General features: G+C 54.4%; 19 protein-coding genes, 2 tRNA genes and 3 pseudogenes. 7 read left to right on the top strand and 17 right to left on the bottom strand.

From position 1 onward, the window contains the following. Positions 1-35: 35 nt before the first annotated feature. Positions 36-626 carry a phosphoribosylglycinamide formyltransferase gene (gene purN / locus DSM107133_RS09325; protein WP_114292567.1) on the bottom strand — a complete coding sequence of 197 codons (591 nt, stop codon included), beginning with the start codon at positions 624-626 and terminating at the stop codon, positions 36-38. After that, complete coding sequence (purM, locus tag DSM107133_RS09320) at positions 623-1,675, bottom strand: phosphoribosylformylglycinamidine cyclo-ligase (protein WP_114292566.1); 1,053 nt, start codon at positions 1,673-1,675, stop codon at positions 623-625. Before purM ends, purN begins: the two co-directional genes overlap by 4 nt. A gap of 115 nt (positions 1,676-1,790) precedes the next feature. Here purM and DSM107133_RS09315 point away from each other — a divergent pair. Next, positions 1,791-1,867: transfer RNA gene (locus tag DSM107133_RS09315), tRNA-Ile, on the top strand. Positions 1,868-2,181: 314 nt separating this feature from the next. On the opposite strand, the gene DSM107133_RS09310 is transcribed toward DSM107133_RS09315, so the two are convergent. Both DSM107133_RS09310 and DSM107133_RS09305 read right to left on the bottom strand, forming a co-directional pair. Next, positions 2,182-2,532 carry a hypothetical protein gene (locus DSM107133_RS09310; protein ID WP_114292650.1) on the bottom strand — a complete coding sequence of 117 codons (351 nt, stop codon included), beginning with the start codon at positions 2,530-2,532 and terminating at the stop codon, positions 2,182-2,184. A gap of 170 nt (positions 2,533-2,702) precedes the next feature. Further along, on the bottom strand, positions 2,703-4,016 hold the full coding sequence (locus DSM107133_RS09305; RefSeq protein ID WP_114292565.1) for an ATP-binding protein: 1,314 nt from the start codon (positions 4,014-4,016) through the stop codon (positions 2,703-2,705). Between the two features lie 46 nt (positions 4,017-4,062). On the opposite strand from DSM107133_RS09305, the gene DSM107133_RS09300 reads away from it, so the two are divergent. From DSM107133_RS09300 to DSM107133_RS09290, 3 genes are all read left to right on the top strand, one after another. Then, positions 4,063-4,974, top strand: coding sequence for an MBL fold metallo-hydrolase (locus DSM107133_RS09300; RefSeq protein ID WP_114292564.1), 912 nt, complete (start codon positions 4,063-4,065; stop codon positions 4,972-4,974). Between the two features lie 81 nt (positions 4,975-5,055). Continuing rightward, a tRNA-Asn gene (locus DSM107133_RS09295) sits at positions 5,056-5,130 on the top strand. A 331-nt stretch (positions 5,131-5,461) separates the two neighbouring features. Further along, entirely contained in the window at positions 5,462-7,267 is a 1,806-nt protein-coding gene (locus DSM107133_RS09290; RefSeq protein ID WP_114292563.1) for a hypothetical protein, read from the top strand. A 404-nt stretch (positions 7,268-7,671) separates the two neighbouring features. Here the strand turns inward: DSM107133_RS09290 and DSM107133_RS09285 are convergent, their stop codons facing one another. From DSM107133_RS09285 to DSM107133_RS09255, 7 genes and pseudogenes are all read right to left on the bottom strand, one after another. Beyond that, a complete protein-coding gene (locus DSM107133_RS09285; protein WP_114292562.1) occupies positions 7,672-7,980 on the bottom strand; it encodes a hypothetical protein in 309 nt (102 codons plus the stop codon). Then, positions 7,977-8,300, bottom strand: a complete 324-nt coding sequence (locus DSM107133_RS09280) for a hypothetical protein (protein ID WP_114292561.1) — start codon at positions 8,298-8,300, stop codon at positions 7,977-7,979. Before DSM107133_RS09280 ends, DSM107133_RS09285 begins: the two co-directional genes overlap by 4 nt. A 137-nt stretch (positions 8,301-8,437) precedes the next feature. Then, positions 8,438-9,567, bottom strand: a protein-coding gene (locus tag DSM107133_RS09275) for an IS3 family transposase (RefSeq protein ID WP_114293116.1) whose coding sequence is annotated in 2 segments (ribosomal slippage) — positions 8,438-9,324 and positions 9,324-9,567 — 1,131 coding nt in all. Because the reading frame shifts where the segments join, the coding sequence is not laid out codon by codon here. Further along, positions 9,494-10,807, bottom strand: coding sequence for a hypothetical protein (locus tag DSM107133_RS09270; protein ID WP_243253533.1), 1,314 nt, complete (start codon positions 10,805-10,807; stop codon positions 9,494-9,496). The genes DSM107133_RS09275 and DSM107133_RS09270 overlap by 74 nt, the downstream gene beginning before the upstream one ends. Next, positions 10,804-11,130, bottom strand: a complete 327-nt coding sequence (locus DSM107133_RS09265; RefSeq protein WP_114291693.1) for a hypothetical protein — start codon at positions 11,128-11,130, stop codon at positions 10,804-10,806. The genes DSM107133_RS09270 and DSM107133_RS09265 overlap by 4 nt, the downstream gene beginning before the upstream one ends. Positions 11,131-11,495: 365 nt before the next feature. Continuing rightward, the gene (locus tag DSM107133_RS09260) at positions 11,496-11,987 is read right to left on the bottom strand and encodes a type I restriction enzyme endonuclease domain-containing protein (RefSeq protein ID WP_240310351.1); all 492 of its coding nucleotides are present in this window, start codon (positions 11,985-11,987) and stop codon (positions 11,496-11,498) included. Next, positions 11,938-13,095, bottom strand: a pseudogene (locus DSM107133_RS09255) (N-6 DNA methylase). Before DSM107133_RS09255 ends, DSM107133_RS09260 begins: the two are co-directional and overlap by 50 nt. A 1,122-nt stretch (positions 13,096-14,217) precedes the next feature. On the opposite strand from DSM107133_RS09255, the pseudogene DSM107133_RS09250 reads away from it, so the two are divergent. Further along, a pseudogene (locus DSM107133_RS09250) lies at positions 14,218-14,894 on the top strand (IS5 family transposase); the annotation flags it as partial. Between the two features lie 16 nt (positions 14,895-14,910). Here the strand turns inward: DSM107133_RS09250 and DSM107133_RS09245 are convergent. The 3 genes from DSM107133_RS09245 to DSM107133_RS09235 all read right to left on the bottom strand — a co-directional run bounded on the left by DSM107133_RS09245 (position 14,911) and on the right by DSM107133_RS09235 (position 17,256). Next, complete coding sequence (locus tag DSM107133_RS09245; protein WP_114294113.1) at positions 14,911-16,506, bottom strand: IS66 family transposase; 1,596 nt, start codon at positions 16,504-16,506, stop codon at positions 14,911-14,913. 85 nt (positions 16,507-16,591) lie between these two features. Then, positions 16,592-16,936, bottom strand: coding sequence for an IS66 family insertion sequence element accessory protein TnpB (gene tnpB / locus DSM107133_RS09240; RefSeq protein WP_114294112.1), 345 nt, complete (start codon positions 16,934-16,936; stop codon positions 16,592-16,594). Continuing rightward, positions 16,933-17,256 (bottom strand): transposase, encoded by a 324-nt coding sequence (locus DSM107133_RS09235; RefSeq protein ID WP_162792063.1) that lies wholly within the window; start codon positions 17,254-17,256, stop codon positions 16,933-16,935. The genes tnpB and DSM107133_RS09235 overlap by 4 nt, the downstream gene beginning before the upstream one ends. A gap of 126 nt (positions 17,257-17,382) precedes the next feature. Here DSM107133_RS09235 and DSM107133_RS09230 point away from each other — a divergent pair. Further along, positions 17,383-17,481, top strand: a pseudogene (locus tag DSM107133_RS09230) (IS5/IS1182 family transposase); the annotation flags it as partial. A 50-nt stretch (positions 17,482-17,531) separates the two neighbouring features. Here the strand turns inward: DSM107133_RS09230 and DSM107133_RS09225 are convergent. After that, positions 17,532-19,043, bottom strand: coding sequence for a hypothetical protein (locus DSM107133_RS09225; protein WP_114294075.1), 1,512 nt, complete (start codon positions 19,041-19,043; stop codon positions 17,532-17,534). Positions 19,044-19,375: 332 nt separating this feature from the next. On the opposite strand from DSM107133_RS09225, the gene DSM107133_RS09220 reads away from it, so the two are divergent. Continuing rightward, entirely contained in the window at positions 19,376-20,200 is an 825-nt protein-coding gene (locus tag DSM107133_RS09220; RefSeq protein ID WP_114294074.1) for a metallophosphoesterase, read from the top strand. A 131-nt stretch (positions 20,201-20,331) separates the two neighbouring features. Here the strand turns inward: DSM107133_RS09220 and DSM107133_RS09215 are convergent, their stop codons facing one another. Both DSM107133_RS09215 and DSM107133_RS09210 read right to left on the bottom strand, forming a co-directional pair. Continuing rightward, the gene (locus DSM107133_RS09215; RefSeq protein ID WP_162792060.1) at positions 20,332-20,748 is read right to left on the bottom strand and encodes a hypothetical protein; all 417 of its coding nucleotides are present in this window, start codon (positions 20,746-20,748) and stop codon (positions 20,332-20,334) included. A gap of 41 nt (positions 20,749-20,789) precedes the next feature. Further along, a complete protein-coding gene (locus DSM107133_RS09210; RefSeq protein WP_162792059.1) occupies positions 20,790-22,475 on the bottom strand; it encodes a peptidoglycan-binding domain-containing protein in 1,686 nt (561 codons plus the stop codon). Positions 22,476-22,544: the final 69 nt, after the last annotated feature.

The raw sequence follows: 22,544 nt of genomic DNA, 5'->3' as shown, positions 1-22,544 counted from the left end.
TGACTACACCAAAGGTCAGGCCAAGACCAGAGAGCTCACAGATCAAGCCGCGTGGTGTTGCCCGAAGCAAAGCGGCGCAATACGGCAGGGTACAGGCGGTGTTCCTGTTCCAGCACCCGCGCGGCCAGCGCATCGGGGGTGTCATCGGGCAGGATCGGCACGGTGGCCTGCCCCAGAACGGGACCGTCGTCCAGTTCGGGTGTGACCAGATGCACGGTGCAGCCGTGGCTGGTGTCGCCCGCCTCGATGGCGCGTTTGTGGGTGTGCAGGCCACGGTATTTGGGCAGCAACGACGGGTGGATGTTCAGCATCCTGCCTTGCCACGGGCTGACGAAACCGGCCGTAAGAACCCGCATGAAACCGGCAAGGCAAATGATGTCCGGCGCGTGTTTGGCCAATGCGGCGTCCAGAGCGTGCTCAAAGGCGGCGCGGTCCTCGCCATAGGGGCGGTGATCGACGACTTCGGTGGCGATGCCCTGCCCCTTGGCCCAGGCAATGCCGCCGGAATTTTCGTTGTTCGAGACGATGACCACAGGCCGCGCTGCATGGTCACCGGTCATGTCCTCGACCAGCGCGCGCATGTTCGATCCGCCCCCCGAGACAAAAATCGCAACGCGCTGCGTCACACCAGCGTTCCGCTGTAGGTCACCTCGCCCGCACCCGCGACCACTTGGCCAAGCGTGCAAACGGTTTCGCCTGCTGCTTCCAACAGCGGCACCAGCGTGTCAACCGCATCGGCGTCAACGACAACAACCATGCCGATGCCTGCGTTAAAGGTTTTCAGCAGCTCGGCCTGTTCCATACCGCCATTGTCCACCAGCCAGCGGAACACAGGCGGCAACGCCCATGCGTCGAGGTTTACAGTGCATCCCAACCCCTCGGGCAGCACGCGCGGCAGGTTTTCGGTCAGGCCGCCGCCGGTGATATGCGCCAGACCGCGCACGCCGCCCTTCCGGATCGCCTCCAGCACCGATGTTACATACAGCCGCGTCGGCGTCAGCAGCGCCGCACCCAGCGTGGTGTCCGCATCCCACGGGCAGGCATCGTCCCAGCCAAGGCCGGACAGTTCGACAATCTTGCGCACCAGCGAAAACCCGTTGGAATGCACACCATCCGAGGCCAGCCCCAGCAGAACCTGGCCTTCGGCGATGCCTGCGGGCAGCTCGGTGCCGCGCTCCATCGCGCCCACCGAGAAACCGGCCAGATCGAAATCTCCGGCGGGATACATGCCCGGCATCTCCGCAGTCTCGCCACCGATCAGCGCACAGCCCGACGCCTTGCAGCCCGCGGCGATGCCTTCAATGATGCGTGCGGCCTGATCCAGTTCCAGCTTTCCGGTGGCAAAATAGTCGAGGAAAAACAGCGGCTCGGCGCCCTGACAGACCAGATCGTTGACGCACATGGCGACCAGATCAATGCCCACGCCGTCCACGTTGCCGGTGTCGATGGCGATGCGCAGCTTGGTGCCCACGCCGTCGGTGGCGGCGACCAGAACCGGATCGGTGAACCCTGCGGCCTTGAGATCGAACAAACCGCCAAAACCGCCCAGACCCGACATCACACCGCTGCGCTGTGTGCTTTTGGCGGCGGGTTTGATACGCTCGACAAGCGCATTGCCTGCGTCGATGTCCACGCCGGCTTCGGCATAGGTGATCCCGTTCTTCGGCTCGGTCATGGCTGTGGTCCTTGGCAAATGCGTCGCTTTGGACGTGGGGTTAGAACATCCCGCGCGCGCGTGCAACGCTCTCTCTTGACGAAGGGCGCGCGGCGACATACCCAAACGCCCAGGCGGGCCTGTAGCTCAATTGGTTAGAGCAGAGCGCTCATAACGCTTTGGTTGCGGGTTCAAGTCCTGCCGGGCCTACCAAAATACTTATTTTTCAGCGCGTTATGAAGGTTTCTTAATCACGAAACTGCGTGCGTTCTTCTGATTGTATTTGTGCATTGGTCGCGTATCCGACTCATCAACACACGCGGTGCAAACCGCAGAGGTGTGCGCAAAACGTGTCCGGGGCCTGTGACTTTCTCATACATTTGCAACGCGTTAGCGCCTGTAACTGCGCGGCTCGTGGCAGATTTGCAGAGATGCAACAGCGGTAAGGTCCGTGAATAGCCCCAAGCGGTCCTTGCCAGATCATGCTTGGGGCGTTGGCCGATGCCATTATGTCAAACCATCAGGGATCAGGTGTCGTTCGAAAGGGCCGACTGACAGGATTCGGCCAATTCGCGGTGCGGGCCTTCGGCCCCCAATGGTGTCGCCCAACCTGCATCTTCGACGATGCTGCGCCGCTTCCACTCGTTGGCTTCGGCAAGGGCTGCCATCACAGCCGAGGATTTCGGATCGGCTTTGGATTTTTGCAAGCAATAGGGTGTCAGGGCCGAGGCAACAGCGGCTGTCGAGACTTCGTCCGACATTTCCGCTGCGGAACTGCCTGTTACCCAGCCACCCCAGTTAAAGCCAACAATCGCCAAAGCAATGGCTCCTACGGCCGCGCCCAAAAGCGCGGGCTTCGTTTCTTGTGGAAACTTCATAATAAACCAATCTGTATGAGAAAATCGCGCATGATTGCGCATCTTGGGGCACGCTAACACAGTCTTTGGTCAGGCGTGCATGCTTCTCAAGTTTATCCCACAACAGCAAAACCGGTGCTAATTTGCATCAGTCCCCCCTTAGGGTCAGGACCCATCGTATTTCACGTCACTTACCGTGCGATCACAATATCCGCCTGCAAGCCGCCCAGCCGTTCGCTGCTGCCCAGCCGCAGCACGCCGCCATGGGCGCGTGCGATGTCGGTTGCGATGGCAAGTCCCAGCCCCACGCCACCACCTTTGTCCTGATTGCGCGCAGGGTCGAGCCGTGTGAACGGGCGCTGCGCGTCGGCGCGCCTGTCTTCGGGAATGCCGGGGCCGTCGTCTTCGACACGAAAGCGCAGGGATTTTTCAGTCAGCACAACGCTGACCTCAGCGCGGGCCCCGTAACGCACCGCGTTGTTTATCAGATTTTCGATGGCGCGGCGCATGGCGACGGGGCGCAGGTTGATGGTCCCTTCGCCGCTGGCAGTCACAAGGGTCACAGGGCGCCCTGCCCTTTGCTGGTCTTCCACGATGTCGCGGATCAGGGCCAGCGGATCGATTCTTTCGGGTTCGCCCTCTTGTGCGCCTTTTGCAAAGTTCAGGAATTCGTTGATCATGTTTTGCATCTGGTCCACGTCCTGTTCCAGTGCTTCGCGATCTTCGTCGTCCAGCATCGACAGCGACAGGCGCATCCGCGTCAGCGGCGTGCGCAAATCATGGCTGACCCCTGACAGCATCAGGGTGCGGGTTTCGATCTGACGTTCGATCCGGTTGCGCATATCGACAAAGGCCGTCCCGGCGGCGCGCACTTCGGTGGCACCGGCGGGCGTATAGGGCACATGACGCCCCCGGCCAAAGGCTTCTGAAGCGCGGGCAAGCCGTTTGATCGGGCGCAACTGGTTGCGCAGATAGATCAGCGCAACGATGGTGATCAGAACGCTGAAGAACACCATGTTCACGAACAGCTGGTGCGGATTGGCAGCTGACACGCGGCGCCGGTCGAAATCCAGCCGCACCGGCCCGCTGTCGGTTGCGACATATATGTGAACCCGCTTGTTGGTGGTCAGATCAACAGCCAGCGCACGCGGCACCCTTTCGTGCAGCTGCGCCACCACAAAGCCGCCCGACAGGTCCAGCCAGTTCCATGCATCAATGGCGGGCACCGCGTCGACAGCGCTGGCGTAAATTTCAAGCTGTGGCACACGGTCCTGCACACGCGCGCCTATCAGCTCGCGTGTCGGGGCACCTTCCATCACGTCCAGTACCAATGCAATCTCGCGTCCTGCGGCGTTGGTCATCTGGGCGGTAACCCCTTGGAAATGGCGCTGGGTGAACACCACAGACACCACGATTTGCACAAACACCACCGGCAACAGCAGGATCAGTGCGGCACGGCCATACAGGCTGCGGGGCATATAATGTTTGAGCCATTCAAAGGACATGTCTAAACCCTAGCGGTGAACCGAAGCGGATAGAAGAGCCTGTACCATGATGCCACCCGATGATTTTGATCCAGCAATCGGTGTGGCCGAAGTGCTGGAAACCGGACTGCGCCGGATCGTGGCGCCCAACCCCTCGCCCATGACCTATCGCGGCACCAATACCTATCTTGTGGGTACACGCGGACTGGCGGTGATCGACCCCGGCCCCGCGGACGACACGCATTTGCAGGCGATTCTGGCCGCGGTGGGGCCAGATCAGAAAATCACCCATATCATCGTGACTCATACCCATCTGGACCATTCACCGCTGGCCCGCCCGCTGGCGCAACGCACGGGTGCGCCGGTGCTGGCCTTTGGGGATGCGCATGCCGGGCGCAGCGCGGCGATGACAGAGCTGGCGCAGGGCGGTCTGGTGGGCGGCGGAGAAGGCATCGACACGGAGTTCAGAGCCGATGTCGAAATTCCCGATGGCACGATCATCACCGGCGACTGTTGGGCGCTGGAGGCGATCCATACCCCCGGCCACATTGGCAACCACCTGTGTCTGGGCTGGGGGGATGCCTGTTTGACGGCCGATCATGTGATGGGCTGGGCCTCGTCGCTGGTGTCGCCGCCCGATGGCGACCTGACCGATTTCATGGCCTCTTGTGCCCGGCTGCAAGCACGCGACTGGCGGGTGTTCTACCCCGGACACGGCGCCCCTGTCACCGATCCGGCTGCACGACTCGACTGGCTGGTGGGCCACCGTCTGGGCCGCGAGGCTGCGATTCTGTCACATCTGGCCCGCAGCCCCGCCACTGCCGCCGATCTGGCCGCCGCCATCTATACCGAAACCCCGCCCGCACTGCTGGGTGCCGCCACCCGCAACGTGCTGGCCCACCTTGTCGATTTATGCGGAAAAGACCGTGTGACACCGGTCGACGGTATGTCGGCAAAGGCCGTGTTCAAGACGATCTGAAGCGGCATGTGTGAAAAGTTTATTTTTTCTCCAAAAGCCTCTGGACGCCTGAAAACACTGTTGCTATACGGCCCAGACCGTTCCGACGTAGCTCAGCGGTAGAGCAGTTGACTGTTAATCAATTGGTCGTAGGTTCGATCCCTACCGTCGGAGCCAATTCCCCCTTAGGGTATTGATTTTGCTACAGATTAGAATTTCACTCCGGTGAGATTCTGGCCTTTCAGGCTAATTGTCACACAAAGTGTCACACAGGTTGTAACACAGCCTCCTCTGAAGGCCCTATGCCGTTTCGATCATTGCAGATGACGGTTCCGATCAGGAGCCAAATGCTATGCAGTCACCTTCTCATCTCCTTAAACGGGGTCGAATCTATCATTTTCGGCGCCGAATCCCGAGGTTGTCCACAGGAAATGCATATGTACAGGCATCATTGGGGACGTCAGACGAAGTAAAAGCGTCTATATTGTCCACACGACTAAGAGTTGAGATGGACAAGCTTATGAATGGATTTATTTTATTGAGTGAACCACTGAGCGACACGCAGGTCTCTCAGTATTTCAACGTCGTTCTTAACGATATGCTTCGAAAGAAAGATCGCCAATTTCGAATGGCGCGCATGTCGGGTCGGTTTCGAGAAAGCGATGAATTTTACGCGCGTGCCAGTACGATCGCACTGAAAAGCCTGATCGAAGACGGTATACGCGATAACCTTCCTCCGAAGCGCATTGATCCAGCTTGGACCAAAGATGAACTCGAAACGGCTATACACGCGTATCGGAGGGAAGCCGAGGCAATCAGAGGAGCTGATGCAAATGAACGCATCAATACGATTCATGAGGCTGTAAACGGGCTGAAAGTTAGTGGTCTGGAGCATCGCGCACAACTGCGAGAAGCAACGTTGATCGCCAAGTACAAGGCGCAACAGTTGATATTCTCCTCTGAGCGCGTATCCGTGCCTGTTTTGAACATTGACCAACAACAGCCGGAAGCCGATCCACAACCCACCCCTGCTCCGATGGTGGAGCAAATAGCACCAAAGCTAACCGGCCCGGTATTTGAATTTTCAACACATACAGTATTGGAGCTCAATCAGGCATTTGAGGAGCGACGGGAGGTGGCAACCGATGCCAACTCGGACCAATATTCAGCCGACATTCCATCCGTTTTCTGGCGCATGGCCCAATCAGAACAACTCAGTCAAGCCAATTGCAAACAACGGCAGTCCGACATTCGATTGTTCTGTTTTGTCACGGGAATCACGTCCGTCGCCGACATTCAGCAACACCACATTGCCTACTGGCGGGATATCTTGAACAAAATCCCAACAATGTTCCTGAGATCAAAAAAGGATACTTATCTTTCATTGGATGACATCTTGCGCCGTACCAAGGACTTGTCTTCAGGTCAGTACGGCTTGGCCCCAGGAACGATCAAACGGCACATAAAATCTATCGATCTCCTTTTGAAACGGGCTCGAAATGAAGGTCATCACCTGCCCGCCATTGATCTCGACCAACTCAAGCCTAAGAAAAACGGCAAGCGTGACCATAAGAAGCGAGCGGTTTTCCGTTTACCAGAACTTCAGAGGCTATTTGCACATAGTTTATGGAGTGGATCAATGGCCACCACCAATCGGCACACCCCTGGTGAGAACGTGTACAAGGACGCAAAATATTGGATTCCATTGATACTCGCCTATACTGGTGCACGACGCGCCGAGGTCGCAGGCTTGTTGACCGATGATATTTCAAAAATCGATGGGATTTCGGTTATTACGATTCAATCGAACAAATTTCGCGGCGTCAAGGGCGAGCATAAAGATGCAACAGAGGACGAAAAGCTCTCTCGTGTTATACCGATTCATCGGCATCTAATTGACCTTGGGATACTGGAATACGCCAATGCGAAGAAGCGCGAGGGCTCTAGCCTCCTCTTCCCGGACGTGGTTCCGAAACCACGCGGACGTGTGATGGATTTTGATCCCGATGCTGCCGGGTTGAACGTGAAGAAGTTTGGGCAGAGTATCGATCATGGTTGGAGCAAAAGCGTTAAACTCAGCCTCGACGGAAACCCTCGCAAGCTCTGCATGCACAGCCTACGTCATTACGTAAACAATTTCATGATCCACAACACGGACATCCATGAAGTCACGCGACTTGATCTATTGGGGCATGTTGAGGGCGGCGGAGATGACAATAAACGAGCTTCGAGCATTAACACCACAACCTACCGGGATGACACGCCCATCAAGATCAAGAAAAAGGCTATCGACAAGTTGCCCCGAATATTTTGAGAAGCCTGTGGCGCCACTATCAAAAAGCTCAACCATCAGCTCATTTAAGTGATGCGCTGTTCTTGTTTTTGCTTGCTGAGACGGGGCTGGTGAAAGGTCGTATCAAGACCAATTCACGTAACCTTAGAAGTGGGACATGCGACTATGTTTGCTAGGATTTTCTTCGAGATCGGGAAGCTATGTTCAATACAACCTCGATTTAGACGTGTTGAGCCCGTTTGTGTGGTCAATCAGCAGACCCTCACTACACAAAGCCGAAAGTCAAAGTGCCGATCTGTACCGTCTTGTCCGGAAAGCTATATCACATGGCCCTCTGCGAGATACTTATAATCGATGCGTATCCAAAAAATATGCCCCCCAAATGATGTTCGAAATCATCAAGTTTCCCGGACAAGCATTTGCCCTTAAGGCTGCCAGTCCGGAGTATCTGCAGCATCCGGGATGGAATGCTCGGAGAACGCGTCGTAAATTTGTGTCGTCACATTGGGCTGCTCTTCCAGCCAATCTAGCAGATTCTCTCGGATCATGTCGCAGGCACCGGCAAAATCTGGTGCAAGGCACCCTACCCCATTCAGGCCGACATCTACGACAGGGTGTGCGTCGACAAGCACCTCGACCTTCCACGCCTCAATATCCTTCAGCCTGACCACAACATCCTCATCAGGAAAGATCGTGCCTGCCGCGCGGCGCACCGCACGAACGAAATCGATCAATCTTGGGGCATCGGTGCCATCAAGCCCCTGACCAGACGCGACAGATCGCCCTGCATGCCTTGTACCGTTGATATCAGGTCCTCCTGCCGTTGATCCAACCGTGTCACCTTCTCCTCGACCGACAGAATGCCGTCCTGCGTTTCCGTCCACTTTGTGAGCACTGAGGCCAGGATATGCATTTGGCTTATGAGTTCGTCCATCTGGCTGTTCAGCTCGTTGTCGGCCCGTTGCCTCAGTAGCTCTTCGATCTGATCTGAAAGTTCCTTGATTAATCTGATCGCCAGATTCAGGTCGGCTTCCAATTTGGTTGGCTCGGTCATTGAGATTCTCCATTTTTTTGATGTGTTTTGCGAAGTCCGGAAAGGGTTTTTCCCGCAGGAGCTGGGACATCGCGGTGAGATCGAACAGATGGATCAACCTGGACCTGTCGCGCTTTTGTGCCGCCCCAAGTGCTCGTTTAGGCCACTTTCTTCTCGAATGCGACAGGGCTTTTCCAGCCAAGTGCTGAGTGACGTCGTCGCGGATTGTAGAACCCGTTTATGTATTCGAAGATCGCCATCTTTGCTTTCCGCCGCGTCTCCCAAGGATGCCGCCAGATCAGTTCAGCTTTGATGGTTTTGAAGAACGTCTCAACGGCGGCGTTGTCGTAGCAATTGCCCTTGCCGCTCATCGATACCTTGAACCCGTGTTGACGCAGGATCTTCTGGTAGTCGTGTGAACAATATTGCGACCCGCGATCCGTGTGATGAATGCAGCCTTTGGGCGGCTGGCGGAACGCGATGGCCATCTTCAAAGCCCTGATAGCAAGGTCGCGTTTCATGCGATTGCTCACCGCCCAGCCGATCACACGGCGCGAATGCAGATCAAGAATGACAGCCAGATACAGCCAGCCCTCCCGGGTCCACACATAGCTGATATCGCCAGCCCATTTTTGGTTTGGCTGATCAGCGGTGAAGTCCCTATCCAGCAGATTGGGTGCAATGTTGAACTTATGATCGCTATCTGTCGTGACCTTGTGTTTACGTGTCCGAATAACAGATATGCCGTTCTGACGCATCAAGCGGCCAACGCAGCGATGACCGACATTCAGACCAATCTCTTTCAGCTCTTCGGTCATCCGTGGCCTGCCGTAGCTACCAAGGCTAAGGCGGGACTGTTCCTTGATATGTGCAAGTGTGACCAAGTCAGTCCGTTGCCTGCGACTGGCGGGACGGCCGCGAAAGGCCCTCAATCCACGCGAGCTGACCTGCATCACTTGGCACATACGCTGGATGGAAAACGTAGATTGGTGCTCTTCGATGAACTTGAACCTCACGGCTTTTGGCTCGCGAAGAACACCGTGGCCTTTTTTAAAATCTCCCGCTCCTCCTTGAGGATACGGTTCTCGCGCCGAAGCCGGTCATTCTCTTTCGCGAGTTCTAAATCCTCTTTCGACAGCACATCTATGCCTCGATGCGCCGTGATCCATTTGTTCAGCGTCGACATGCCAACGCCCAAATCATCTGCCACCTGCTTACGCGTAAGCCCGCTGGTCAGTGCGATCCGCACCGCATCCTGGCGGAATTCGTCCGTCCGTTTCAGTCCCATCGTCAATCTCCTTTGTTGCAGTAAATGCTATCAAAGGAGCGGCATCAAACCGCGACAGGTCCAACCCTGCCTTCATGCGGCTATGAAGCTGCCCCAAGGCGGCGTTCAATCGCGTGGCAAGCGTCACAACTTCGGTGCGCTTTTTCTTTTTTTTGGATTTTCGGCTTCTCGCCGATTGTGTTCCGCCCGGCGAGTTAACCGGCGTGTAGGTGTTGTGATGACACGCCGGCAACGTCAGGTTGGGACGCTCGACAACGCTATGGATGTCCGGTGCGATCAGGTCCCACGTGTCATCGCCGAATGTGGCCCGATTATACGCCGCCCGTTTGTGCCATGCCGCGAGAAACCTCTTGGGGGCCGTTCCCATCTCGACTTTGCGTTCGGCAATCTCTTCGTCTTCCGCTGGGCCTGCTCCATCTATGTAGCGCCCCCGCAAGACAACGGTGTCGCGCACCGTCCCGGCCTCAGGGCCAACGATCAAGGACGAGGAGCTCTTCTTCAACCGCACATAGCCGCAGGCTTCAAGAACGCTAGACAAGCCGGCCTCGAAATCTGCAGCTGGTTCATTGCCAAGCCGTAGCAACGACTGCGCCAAAAACAACTTGGGCTGGCTTGTATCAAACGCCACTCCATGTCGCTCGGCCTCCGCGACTTCCTTGTGTAGATAGTCCGGGAGTTTGATCCGGGCTGCGCGAGACGGGCAGCGCGGGTCAGCCCAGCCGAAATGCAAGTTTAACAGATCCTCAAAAGCCTCAAAGTCTTTCTCGCTGCCGCGGGTCGGAGGATGGATGTTAACGCTTCGGACCTGACCTTTGGCGTTCCGGATCGCATGTAGCACAAGGAGGTTGATCTCAAGTTGCCCCGGCACATGCGTATGTGTACCCACGATATGGGGAAGCCTGTTTGCTCTCGGAACACCCGCAAACCCGAGTTCCAGAAACAACTCGATCGCGGCAGCCACAGCTCGGCGCGCTGCCTTGCATCCGCTATTAAATGCATTTGGAACAAGGTCGGAGCCAGCGAAGGTCATCACCGCCGCGCGATACCGGTTTTGAAGGTTCAGCTCGCGGATTGCAGCAACCACCGCCGCTGGTGACCCGAGAAGAAGTTCAGGCTGGGGATTACGGACAAAGACCTCACGCCGGTTCCCGAAGGATTTCTCGATCATCGGCGAAAGTGGATATACCGTCGGATCATGGCCGTCTGCGGCTTGCTTGTGTTTTGAAAAGCCGACCCTCATGTTCCGGCCCCTTCATCGCGGTGGGTCAATGCCGCCTCGAGCGCGCTGCGGATAGCCAACAACTCTGAGATTAATATCGCAGCACTGGCGGAAGTCATGTCTCGGCCGTGCGGCTCCAATCTCTCGAACAATGAAGCCAGAGATGCTTCTGCCCGTTCTACCGCACAGGCCAACTGGATGCGGCTAGGCTCGCGTAAAGTCCTTGATAGCCCCCGCGTTTTCAGGTAAGTAGATATCGACAAATGCGCCTTTTCCGCCTTCGCGGTAATCTCGCATTTTTCTTCCGGTGTGCAGTGAACCTTGAGTGTAGGTTTGCTTGCCATTGAGATTTCCTTTCATCGAGCAATAGTATGGGCCCATGTCCGGGCTCTTGCTCAATGAGAATCTCTCAAGCGCCTGAAAGTACAAAATATAGGATCGAGGATTTTCTTGATTTTAGGGGAAACGAGCCATTTTCACCCGCGCACCCTGCCCCAAATCAAAGATTTTCCGCCAGTTATGAATGGTGAAAGCTGTTATGAATCGAACCAAAGCGGTTATGAGCTGCTAAAATGATCGTAAAGATGCGCACCATAGATCACAAAAACTTGATAGCGGAATGGGTTAAGCGAGCTGATCCTGCAGTTACCATGCCCGTTTCTGTCGCTTCGAGAAGATGGAAAACACCTCTCGGAAAGCGCCAATGGCATCAAACATATTGCCCATAGTTATTTGCCATTGAGGTGTGGGTTCTTTCGAAAAACTGGAAAAGGGCATCCGTCTTCATATCCAACGCGCTTTCATCATACTTCGAGGCAGGTAAACCTGTCCCCTCATCATAGAGGAGGTCATAGATTTCCTGACGTAAACCATCGCGCGTGCTTTGCTTTTGAAAGACGTCCTGCACATCCTCAATCTTTTGTTGGATGGCCTTCAGAAGCGCAATAGATGCCGATTTAATTTGCCGGATTTCTTCTTTCCACAGATCGTCTTGTATAAGGAGATCAAAGATAGGCTTCTGTTCTGCGGATAACCCCAATCCGACATGGGCCTTGGCTTCGGCTTCCATCTCTGCCGTCAAACGCATCAAGGCTTCGAACGTGGCCTCGATCGTGTTCTTGTCTTTTTCAGTGTTGTACTCGGATATAATCTTATCGAAACGTTCCTGAAAATCTACCAGCGTGGGATTGGCCGCCAGCATTTTGGCGAGGCGTTTTTGCAATACCGATCGTAGGTCTTGAACATCGCTGGCTTTGCGTGCGCTTACGAAGCAAATCAAAGTTGACCTTTGAAATATCGAATATTCGATCCTCGACGGCATCGGCATCGGCATCGGCATCGGCCTCGATTTCGATAGCCTCGGCAACAATCGCGTCGAGCCGCTGAATAATCGCTGCGGTATCTGCGGCTGCCTTATCATCTTGCAGTGAGCTGTAGATATAGTTGATAGCCTGATACTCAGGTTTATAAATCTCTACGCGAGCAAAAGTCAGGCAAGCCTTGTACTTCCGGAACACAGCCCGGCAGTTGCCACGGATCGCGCACATGATGTCCATGTCGCCGGATTTCACCAACGCCTCGTGCACTTTGGCCTCTTGTCCACCTGCCGATGATGCCTGCGACGACATCACAATCCCCGCGCGCCCCCGTTCGGACAGATAGGAATGAAAGAAGGACATCCAGACATAGTTGCCGTTGGACACCTTGCCGCCCTTGTTCACACCGGGCAGGCCAAATGTTAGGCGCGGATCGTCCTTCATCTTTGCGGCGTCAATCTCATCGACGTTGAAAGGCGGATTGGCCATGACATAGTCAAACGGCCCTTGATCCTTGTGCGGGTCTTCTTAATAGCTGATCGCCTTTTGTATATCCCCATCAAGGCCATGCACGGCGAGGTTCATCTTGGCGAGGCGCAAAGTCGTCGGGTTTTTCTCCATCCCGTAAAAGGTCAGCTGTTCGTTCGGGTTCGCCTTCATCGCTTCGACGAAATGCGCCGACTGCACAAACATCCCGCCAGAGCCACAAGCAGGATCAATGATCTTACCGCGGGTCGGCTCAATTACATTAACGATGGTCTCTACAATGCTGATAGGTGTGAAGAATTCACCGTTATCATGTGCCTTTTGGTCGGCAAACTGAGTAAGGAAATATTCATAGATGCGGCCAAAGACATCGCCGTCTGCCTTTTGCAGTGCCGGGTCGTTGAAGATGCGCAGCACCTGGCGCAAGGCGTCGTCATCCAGCTCCTCATATTCCTGCTTTGGCAGCAGACCCTTGAGGCTTTCATAGTCTTCCTCGATTGTCTCCATGGCATGGATGACAGCGGCAGAGGGGCTTTGATCTTCTGGCAAGCCCACTAGATAGTCAAACTGCGCCTCTTCCCGCAGGAAAATTGCACTACGGCTCGAAAAGTCAGCCTTGGTCAGATCACGGATCTTACCACCGCGACTGGGCAAGGTTGGCAGGATTTCATCGCGAACCTTAAAAAGCGTGAACAAGCATGGCGCAGGAAAATCAGGCCCATCACAGGCATGAAGTACTCGTTGCTTGCAAAGTTCGACGTAGAGCGCAAAACATCCGCCGAAGTCCACAGGCGACGTTCCAAATTTCCAATGCGTTCCAATACGTTGCTCCCCGAAATCAAACCACGCCTATCTTTATACGCATTTGAATTCGCAAAGCCAGATAGGTTGGTGACAAGGGTTGATTTGTTAGCTTGAAAAAAAAGATTCGCAGCTTTGAAGGCGACCATCCAACTAACCTGCGGTGTTCTGGCGGAGGATTCCGGCATCCGCGCAATGGAACCAGTCCTCACGTCGTCGTCTCACCTTGGCTCGGTGACGTTTGGTCGCGATCAGTGACATTTTTTCGTGAACCCGAGGCGCTTTAGCAGATGTCCGATAGCAGAGTGCTGGACCTGCAGTCCGGTTGCATCAGCAAACGCATCACGCAACTCAAACAGTATGATATCAGGGTCTTGGGTGATCAACTCTTCGAAAAAACCAACATGGGGTGCCAATTTCCCTGACCCTTTTGGACGACCCTGTACGGCAGGATCAGCCCTGCCCGTCGTTTGGATCTGATGCCGCCATCGTGCGCCCGTTGCTGGCGACAGCTACAAGCACACTGCCGCGGCTCGCCTGCTGAACCCTTCCTCAGTATATCTTTGAAACCGCGCCCGAAGCGCTGATGGCGAAGATGCTAACATAGTTCTTCCTCCCAAACATGATGAATCACAATCAGACCAGTTTGGGAAACCCTAGCGATTCAGGATTCGATAGAAACGCCTTATTGCGCGCCTGGAAGCGGCAGAACGGGCACTGCTCCGCGGTGGAGTAATTGCGTTTTTTGCGCGCCCACTAGGGTCTGTGGACATTCAGGATTCCCATTTTGCCTGATTTCTGATTCAAACTTCCAAAATGGAGGTTTGAATGAACGAGGAGCGGTTTGTGGTGTCGGACATCTTGTGGCAGCGGCTTGAACCGCATCTTCCGGGTAAGGTCAGCGATGCCGGAGCCACAGCAAAGGACAATCGCTTGTTTCTGGAAGCGGTCTTCTGGCGGGTACGCACGGGGTCGCCGTGGCGCGACCTGCCACCTGCCTTTGGCCATTGGAACAGCCAGTTCCGGCGGTTTCGCCGGTGGGCCAGGTCCGGAGTATTTGAGAGTCTTTTCAAAGCTATGAGTGAAGACGTCGACCTCGAATATGCACTCATCGATGGAACGATAGTTCAGGTTCACCAGAAGGCGACCGGCTCAAAAGGGGGACTCAGAGTCAGGCCATTGGGCGCTCGCGCGGCGGACTGACGACCAAGATCGTGGCGTTGGTGGATGCGCTCGGCAATCTGGTGCGCTTCTTGCTGCTGCCGGGACAAGCGCATGACATGAAAGGTGTCGCGCCGTTGATCAAAGGCGTTTCATTTGATGCACTGCTTGCAGATAAGGCGTTCGATGCGGACTGGCTGTTGCAAGACCTCGACCAGCGCGGTGCAACAGCTGTGATCCCTCCCAAAGCCAACCGCAAAACCCAGCGAGATTATGACGCGGAGGTCTACAAGTGGCGGCATTTGGTAGAGAATTACTTTGCAAAAATCAAAGAGTTCAGTAAGCGACAAGCTGAGGCCGTTAGGCCTTGTAATTCCAAGGCATGAGGGAGTGGATTTCGGCGCGCGGCCACTGGTTGGCGATGCGCTCCAAGGTCTGGGTCAGCCACGCGACTGGGTCGACACTGTTCATCTTGCAGGTCTGCAGTAGAGTGGCGATAGTGGCCCAAGTGCAACCTCCGCCATCAGATCCCGCAAACAGGCTGTTTTTCCTCGTGATTGTCTGGGGCCTGATGGCGCGCTCGACGATGTTGGAATCTAGCTCGATGCGGCCGTCACTCAGGAAGCGCTCGAAAATGTCGCGACGCGTCATGGCATAGCGCAGCGCTTCTGCCAGCTTCGACTTGTCCGAGATACGCGGCAGGGTTTGCTCCCAGAGTGCGAACATTTCCGCGACGATCGGAGCCGAGACAGCCTGCCGTGCGACAGCGCGGGCTTCAGGGCTTTGACCTCGCACATCAGCCTCAAGCTTCCAGAGATCTGCCATGCGCTCGACCGTAGTGGTGGCGACTTGGCTGTCCCCGGCAATATGGAGTTCATAGAACCGCCGTCGGCTGTGTGCCCAGCATCCAGCGAGCAGCGGGCCGTCATTGCCTCCGCCCTTGCGCGTGAGCTTGTTGTAGGCGGCATAACCGTCCACCTGCAGGATACCACGATACCCTGCGAGATGCCGCCGCACACAATCGCCAGACCGGCTGTCCTCAAAGCGATAGGCCACCATGGGCGGACCACTTCCACCAAAGGTGCTGTCATCGCGGGCATAGGCCCAGAGCCAGGCCTTTTTTGTGCTGCCGGTGCCGGGGGCGAGGGTCGGCAGGCTGGTCTCATCCGCGAAGACCCTGTCCCCTTTCAGGATCTCGCTCAGGACATGGTCTGCGAGGATATCCAGCTCAAAACCTGTCCGGCCCATCCACTGCGCCATCAGCCGTCGGTCTAGCTCCACGCCATCACGGGCATAGATCCCCTCCTGACGATAGAGCGGCAGGCCATCGGCGTATTTCGAGACCGCGATCTGCGCCAGCAACGCCTCGGTCGGCAGTCCACTCTCGATGATATGCGCCGGGGCCAGAGCCTGAATGACACCGTCCCAGCCTTTGAACGTGTATTTGGGGCGGCGCGTGACGATCACCCGGAACTTCGCCGGGATCACATCCAGACGTTCGGACACGTCCTCACCGATCAGCACCTTTTGCTTGCCCGCGTGCTCCGGCAGATCCTCAGGCTCGATCACCACTTCGACGCGCTCCAGATGCGGCGGAAAGCCCTTGCGTGGCCGGGAGGCCCGCTTGTGCTGTGCGGCCTGGCCCGTGCCAACCTCCGCCCGCAGCGTCGAGATACCCGTTTCGATCTCCTCAAAAAGGAAAGCCTGTTGCGCACCCTCATCATCCGCCGCGGCAGAACCGAGCTTCTCGGAGCGTCGTCCGAACCGCGCCCGATCATAAGCCTTCAGGATCTGCATCAGCCGTTTGATCCGCTCGTCGGCATCCGCATTGCGGGCCTTGAGCGTCTCTATCTCACGCTCCAGCGCATCCGCGCGCGACGCCTGCGCAGCCATGGCGCGGACCATGGACTTCAGCTGGTCCATGTCATCAGGGAGGGAAAGATCATCGGCGCTCATGGCATTGGAGATAGCACATCCTGGCCAGCCATGCCGCAGGATATCCGCGCCCAAGGGGCAGTTGATTCACTTTGCCGCAGCCGGATTATCCAGCAAATACTGGCGTTCTTACCGCCATGGGACGCACCCGCTTCCAGTCCAGACCATCCACAAGCGCCATGAGCTGGGCGTGGTTGAGCTGGACCCGGACATGCCCGATACGCGGCCAGCAGAACGCAGATTTCTCGAGACGCTTCGCATAAAGGCAGACGCCGCTGCCGTCCCACCAGACGATCTTGATCCGGTCTGCGCGCTTCGCACGGAACACATAAAGCGCGCCGCTGAACGGGTCTTGGCCAGCATCGCGCACCAACGACAGAAGGCTGTCGGGTCCCTTACGGAAGTCTACCGGATGGCTCGCCAGAAAGACCTTCACGCCGGAGGGGATCATACTGAGCGCACCGCACGCAGGATCCGGCGCAACGCAGCCTCGTCGAGATCAGGGCTGACACGGATGACGACACCTCCCACTAAGATCTCCACCATCGGCACAGATGCGGCGGGAGCAATATCATGGGTCTGCTTCTTCAGGAAAGCCTTGCGCCAACCAAACAGTTGCGGTGGCGAAATCCCCAGACGGCGGGCCAGCGCTGAAACGTTCACGCCCGGCTCCAGCGCCGCGGCAACGGCCCTCTCCTTGAACTCATCAGACCACCGGCGCCGCTCGCCGATTGGCGCACCGTCAAGCCGCTCCGTCACAGCCTCGATCAACTGTAAGCTACCAGTCGCAGGCATAGGCGTAGAACTAGTCGTAGACATGGAACCTCGGCGATCAGATCATCGCCAAAAGCCTACCCTAGACCAGCGCCGCCATTAACCCACGGGGTGTCCTTCCCGCTTACAGAGTTCAGAGGGATCGCCACAAGATACGACAAAACGGATTGCAGTTACGCAGCGTGTTGGAACCTCGTAGCAGCACTTATAGCCTCAAGATGATTGTCCACAGGCCCTAATCAATAACCGGAAAGGTTTATTTCTTTGGAATGTTAGATCATAGTCTTCGTGAACTTCGCGTCATTGGCAATCTCAGATGCCGTGCGGACCTCAATGGTGGAAACTTTTTCCCCCTCCAACCTCGTGTTACCAAAAGCCTCGAGTGTAAAAAGGCTCGTGCCCTGCACATGCAAATGGCTGTCCAAAAGATCTCCATCAAGATCCAATGTAGCAAGAACATGCTTCAAGCTGGCGATACAGCTTTCTGGAGAGAATACACGAATGTACATTGGAATGATCCAATCAAACACTGTGCTATAATAATTTGAAGTTGAAGAGCATGGATAGCAACCCGCTAGAGTAGATCCGGCTCTGGAAAACGTTACGAATTTCTCAGATTCGCTTGATATAAGATCATCCAATTTTTCTGTCAAAGCCGTAGATTCAATTGTGCTCTCCCGCCCATAGCCGCAAACAACCGGCATGAAGCGGCCAAGAAGGCGCCCCAAATCCTCAGGTGTTTCTGCTCCTCTGTGATTAAAACCGGCAATATTTTTAATCTTACGGCGAAAGAATTCAGCCTTAAGCTTTCTTTTGTCGATGAAATTCTCATTCAACCGGGATGCCTTAAGAAAATGAACTGGCTCATAGTTCTCAAACAACTCAAACAAATTTGACAAAACAATATACTGATTGTCAGAGAGTGATATTTTTGGCCACCGTGAATTAAAAAATTCCCCCCCAATCTCCGCAACATGTGGTGGAAAGAGATGGCTATCGCGTGCTTCAATATCCTTGTTTGTGATGCTGTCGAACGATCCGGATATGACACGATGATAGAGGCCTGAGTCCGGACTTATGGTCTCAAGACATAATTCTTTAAACAAAGACGCCACTTCCTGATAGACTTCTTGAAACGCATGCATTGCTATGTCCAAGTCATAAACGTTGGACAACCAAGCCTCATCCGTAAGATCTGAATCCCCATCCCTCGCTGCGCGTGAAACGAAAAAATCGGCACCGTCGTTGCGTACTTCGAAATACATGAGTTGCTCGGACTCATCAAGTCCGTGTTTTTTACTTTCCTCCACTACCTGCCTCCGAAGTTCTTCCTTTCGATTTTCAAATGCCCGAAATATTTCACTGGAATCTGAACCGTTTATGAAAGCGTCATAGAAAAGGCAGTTTGTGACATGCTGTGCCTTTTCACTCAGATTCACAGATTCTTCGAGAAACTTACCTAATAATAGCTGGCGTTCATTTAGGAGATTGAATAACTCTGATATTTCCGGTTGATATATCTCCAAGAGCGCAATCGTTTTCTCTTGCTCAGAGCTTTTTATAGCCCGGATGGCAAGTAGAAGTGCAACTACGGAGGCTACCGCCGTTACAGATAGCCCAATTGTCATTTCGAATAAAGAGTAAGTAAAGGATCCATCTTCTGTAAGAGGCTTCTGAAAAAGAAGGGACAGAGAAATCAGTAACCCGCCAAACAGCATTGCCGTAATAGCAATATATCCCAGTATAAAAAGAAGGCCTTTTTCGCCTCTTCCAAATTCTCTCATTTCATTTACTCTTTTTTAACCGTTTTCCTGCTGGACTGAACGATGAATATCTGCGTAGGCCCCAAGGGAACGCCAGGACTACGCACGGAAGCTATGGTGACAATAATACATTGGCGACGTAGAACAATGTGTTTTAGAGTGCTGTGGATGGATAGGGGCGTTTATTCTTAGCTTTAACCTTCGCAACCGCAGGATATAGCAAGATAGTGTCCGGAAGGTTCTCCAAACAGGTTTGCATTTCATCATCGAACACTGGAGCTCCTTGATTAATCTCAGAATGGTCGCGTCATTTTCAAGTTGGCGCAGCCGTTTCAGACCGAGGAAATGATTTTGTGAATACCCTTGTTATCGCCGACCTTCATTTGGACCTTTGGCTGGAAGCAGGCCGCGAGCCGCTATCCGGACTCAATGCGCAAGAGTGGTCGGGTATTGCAGCGCTCATCGTCGCCGGCGACCTTAGCAACAAACCGAAAGTACGCTGGAAGCATGTAATCCGTCACTTGGCCCAGTACATCGATCCAAATCGGGTGTATATCGTTCCTGGAAATCACGATTATTATGATCATGTCCTTGACGGTGACGAAAGGCTTGCACAGATTGCCGCATCGGAGGGAGCGCATTTTGCGCAAAAATCGGTTGTCATTGTTGGTAACACCCGTTTTCTTTGCTGTACGCTCTGGACAGATTTCGAGCTCCACGGACAGCCCGCACAGGCGCAAATTCAAGCGCGCGCCGATATGAACGACTATCGTTATATCCGCAGTGCTGGCGCAGGATTTCAAAAAATTCGGCCTGCAGAGACGGCCATGCTTCACCATGATCACCGTGCGTGGCTGGAAGCCGAACTTGCACATCCTCATGCCGGGGGGACCGTCGTGGTGACGCATCACGCGCCGCATCCAGACCTGATTGGTCTGCAACGAACGGACTTGGATCCGGCTTATGGTTCCAATCTGACCACGATCATTGAGCGCTACAAACCCGATGTTTGGATGTTTGGCCACACCCATCATCTCGTTGAATGCTATGAGGGGCAGACCTTGGTCCGCAATGTTTCGCTCGGCTACCCGGCGCAGGTTCCACAGGGTACTGAAGGAGAGATCTTAAAGCGTGGGCTAATCAGTACTAGTGCTGTTCCAGATAAAAAAGATACCTAAAGTTGAACTTTCGCCTGGATCGATAGAAAGTTAACCACGATCACCTTGGACGTATAGACGTTGTGAATAGATCTGACATCTCTATTCACAAGGTCGCAGCGCTGAAATGCGTTGTCCAACTTTGACTATTTTCATTTCATTTTGTAATAACACCAAGCCAAAACGAAGATTGATGTAAAAAATGGCCACATGTACCAAAGAGCTTCACCGCCAGAACCTGCGACAGCAAGTAATAAAGGTAGAGACATGATCATGAAGAATAGGCAAAGAAAAGCACACAGAAGCATATTTATTACGGTAAAAAAACGTGCTCCAGAAACCAAAGCTCCAGTCGTTGGAAAGTTCCGCCACTGTTGCGCTGTGTAGATTAGAGCCGCCGTAGAAACTATCCACAATTCAAACAGATACTCATATATTTCGCCCAAGTTGCTTGATCGGTCTGCATCCGCTAGTATGTTTATCGCAACCAAGCTCGAAGTTGGTGCAAAAAAAAGCGCAACAGCAGATACGCAAAAATACACTGATGGAAATTTATAGATTTTGGACACATCTAATCCTTTTATTTTTTTAGCTATTTTCTTGAGCTGCGTTACCGCTCACAAAACAACGATAAGCCTGAAAAGTTGAGCAAGAAATGCTGATCGCTCAACTCATAAAGCCCGCCCATTTGCCCGTCCTTCAGCTCAATATTGAAGGCCGTCCCATTCCGCCCAACAGGGGTAACATTCGCGTAGGCTATCCTTGTACCCATGAACGCAATTTCAACTTCGTCATCTGTCAGAGTAATCTTGGTCAATGGTTTTTCGGCACCGGTTTCCGTACAGGTCCATTCCCCCTGGAATAGGTACCGTACATCTAGCGCTGCGTCGGAAGCTTCCACTTGAGCGTCCCCTGTCGTCGGCGGTGCAATCGGTTTAGTTTCCGAAGGCTCAGCCATTCTTTCTGCTGCATCCGCAGGTGTCGTTGCAGTCAGTTCAACTTCCCCTGTTTTGCGGCAATCGAAACTGTCTCCACTGGCCGGTGAATGCCAAAGCATTGAGCTATCGGTGAGATCAAAGAAGGCAAGGCGGTAGCCATCGGTAAACGTGACGCCCAAAGCGGTGTCGGAGAGTGAAACCACTTCTGAAATCACCAGTTCAGGTTGTTGCCCCAATTTGTAGGTCCGAGCGGTCATCTCAATGACCGTGCCCATTCCGCAATCCCAAATGCCTTCAAATGGAAAGCTGCCATCATCAGCAGTCAGGGGTGCATATACTTGTTGCGTCAGACGTTTAATGAGTTCTTCCGCCCCTCTGCGGCTCTCCATATCTGGCAGCTCACCGTAATCATGTGCGGTTGCGGTTGCCATCCTGACCAGAGCCGTCGCAGTACCTTTGCCAAACTGCCCGTCGATGCTGGATGTGTAAAAGCCCTTCTCTTTCATCCTCGCCTGAACCGCACGCCGATCTGAAGAACTTAAGCGATTGAAACCTCGCCGAAGCGCTTCATATTCAGCAGCCTCTCCAAGAACGCGAGCGAAGGAGGGCGGAATAGGCGTCTTAGGTTGGCCAATGAGTTTCAGTTTATCGTCGGCATACGGATTCACCAACGCAAGCAGCACCTTGTCTGTGTCGGGATTGACCGCGACAGCTATGAGAATCTCATTGCACGCGCCGCGACCGCAACCATTTGCAACCCACCATGCGCCTTCCTTGATAAACTCGCCTCCCGGACCTGAGTAATAGCCGCGCACTGCGTTAAATTCCGTCTCTCCCAGAAGTTCCATCAACAGCGGCCCCCAATGCGCATCGCCGAACAGATCACCGATACGGCTGTTGGCAAAATCCAAAGGTGGGCGGCTCTTCGACTCGTCTGTTTCGAACGAATATTCCTGTTGCGTTTCGATTGCAGTGCCACCGCGATAGGTGAACGCTTTCGGGTTGGGTACCCCTGAAGCTCTGGCGATCAGACTTCCATCATCCCCTATGACAACGTCAACAACCTCATAGCAATCACCGAAAAAGTCAGAAAGGACAGGTGTTGAGCGGGACAAGTCCAGCCAGTAATGACTGAAGGGACATGCTGACCCCCCGGACTGTGCAGCGACGAGGACATAATCTTTCCAACGCCCGACAAGGTCTATACGCGATGCAAAGAGATTAAATGTCTGCCCGTCGACGACGATGCGCTGCTCCCCGTTCTCCCCAGTAATTTGGACTTCTGGTGCAAACCCTTGTGCGACTGCAGACACCGAACCGCCTACTGCGATCAAAGCAGCCGTGAACAGTGTGGCCAAGGGTGGAGATCTAAAGTTCATTCGAAACATAAAATAATCCTTGAGCCGCTGTGAGGAAATGCGGGGATT

It is taken from the genome of Pseudosulfitobacter sp. DSM 107133 (assembly GCF_022788695.1).
Taxonomy (GTDB): domain Bacteria; phylum Pseudomonadota; class Alphaproteobacteria; order Rhodobacterales; family Rhodobacteraceae; genus Pseudosulfitobacter.
This window is presented reverse-complemented; position numbering and strand designations above follow the sequence as displayed.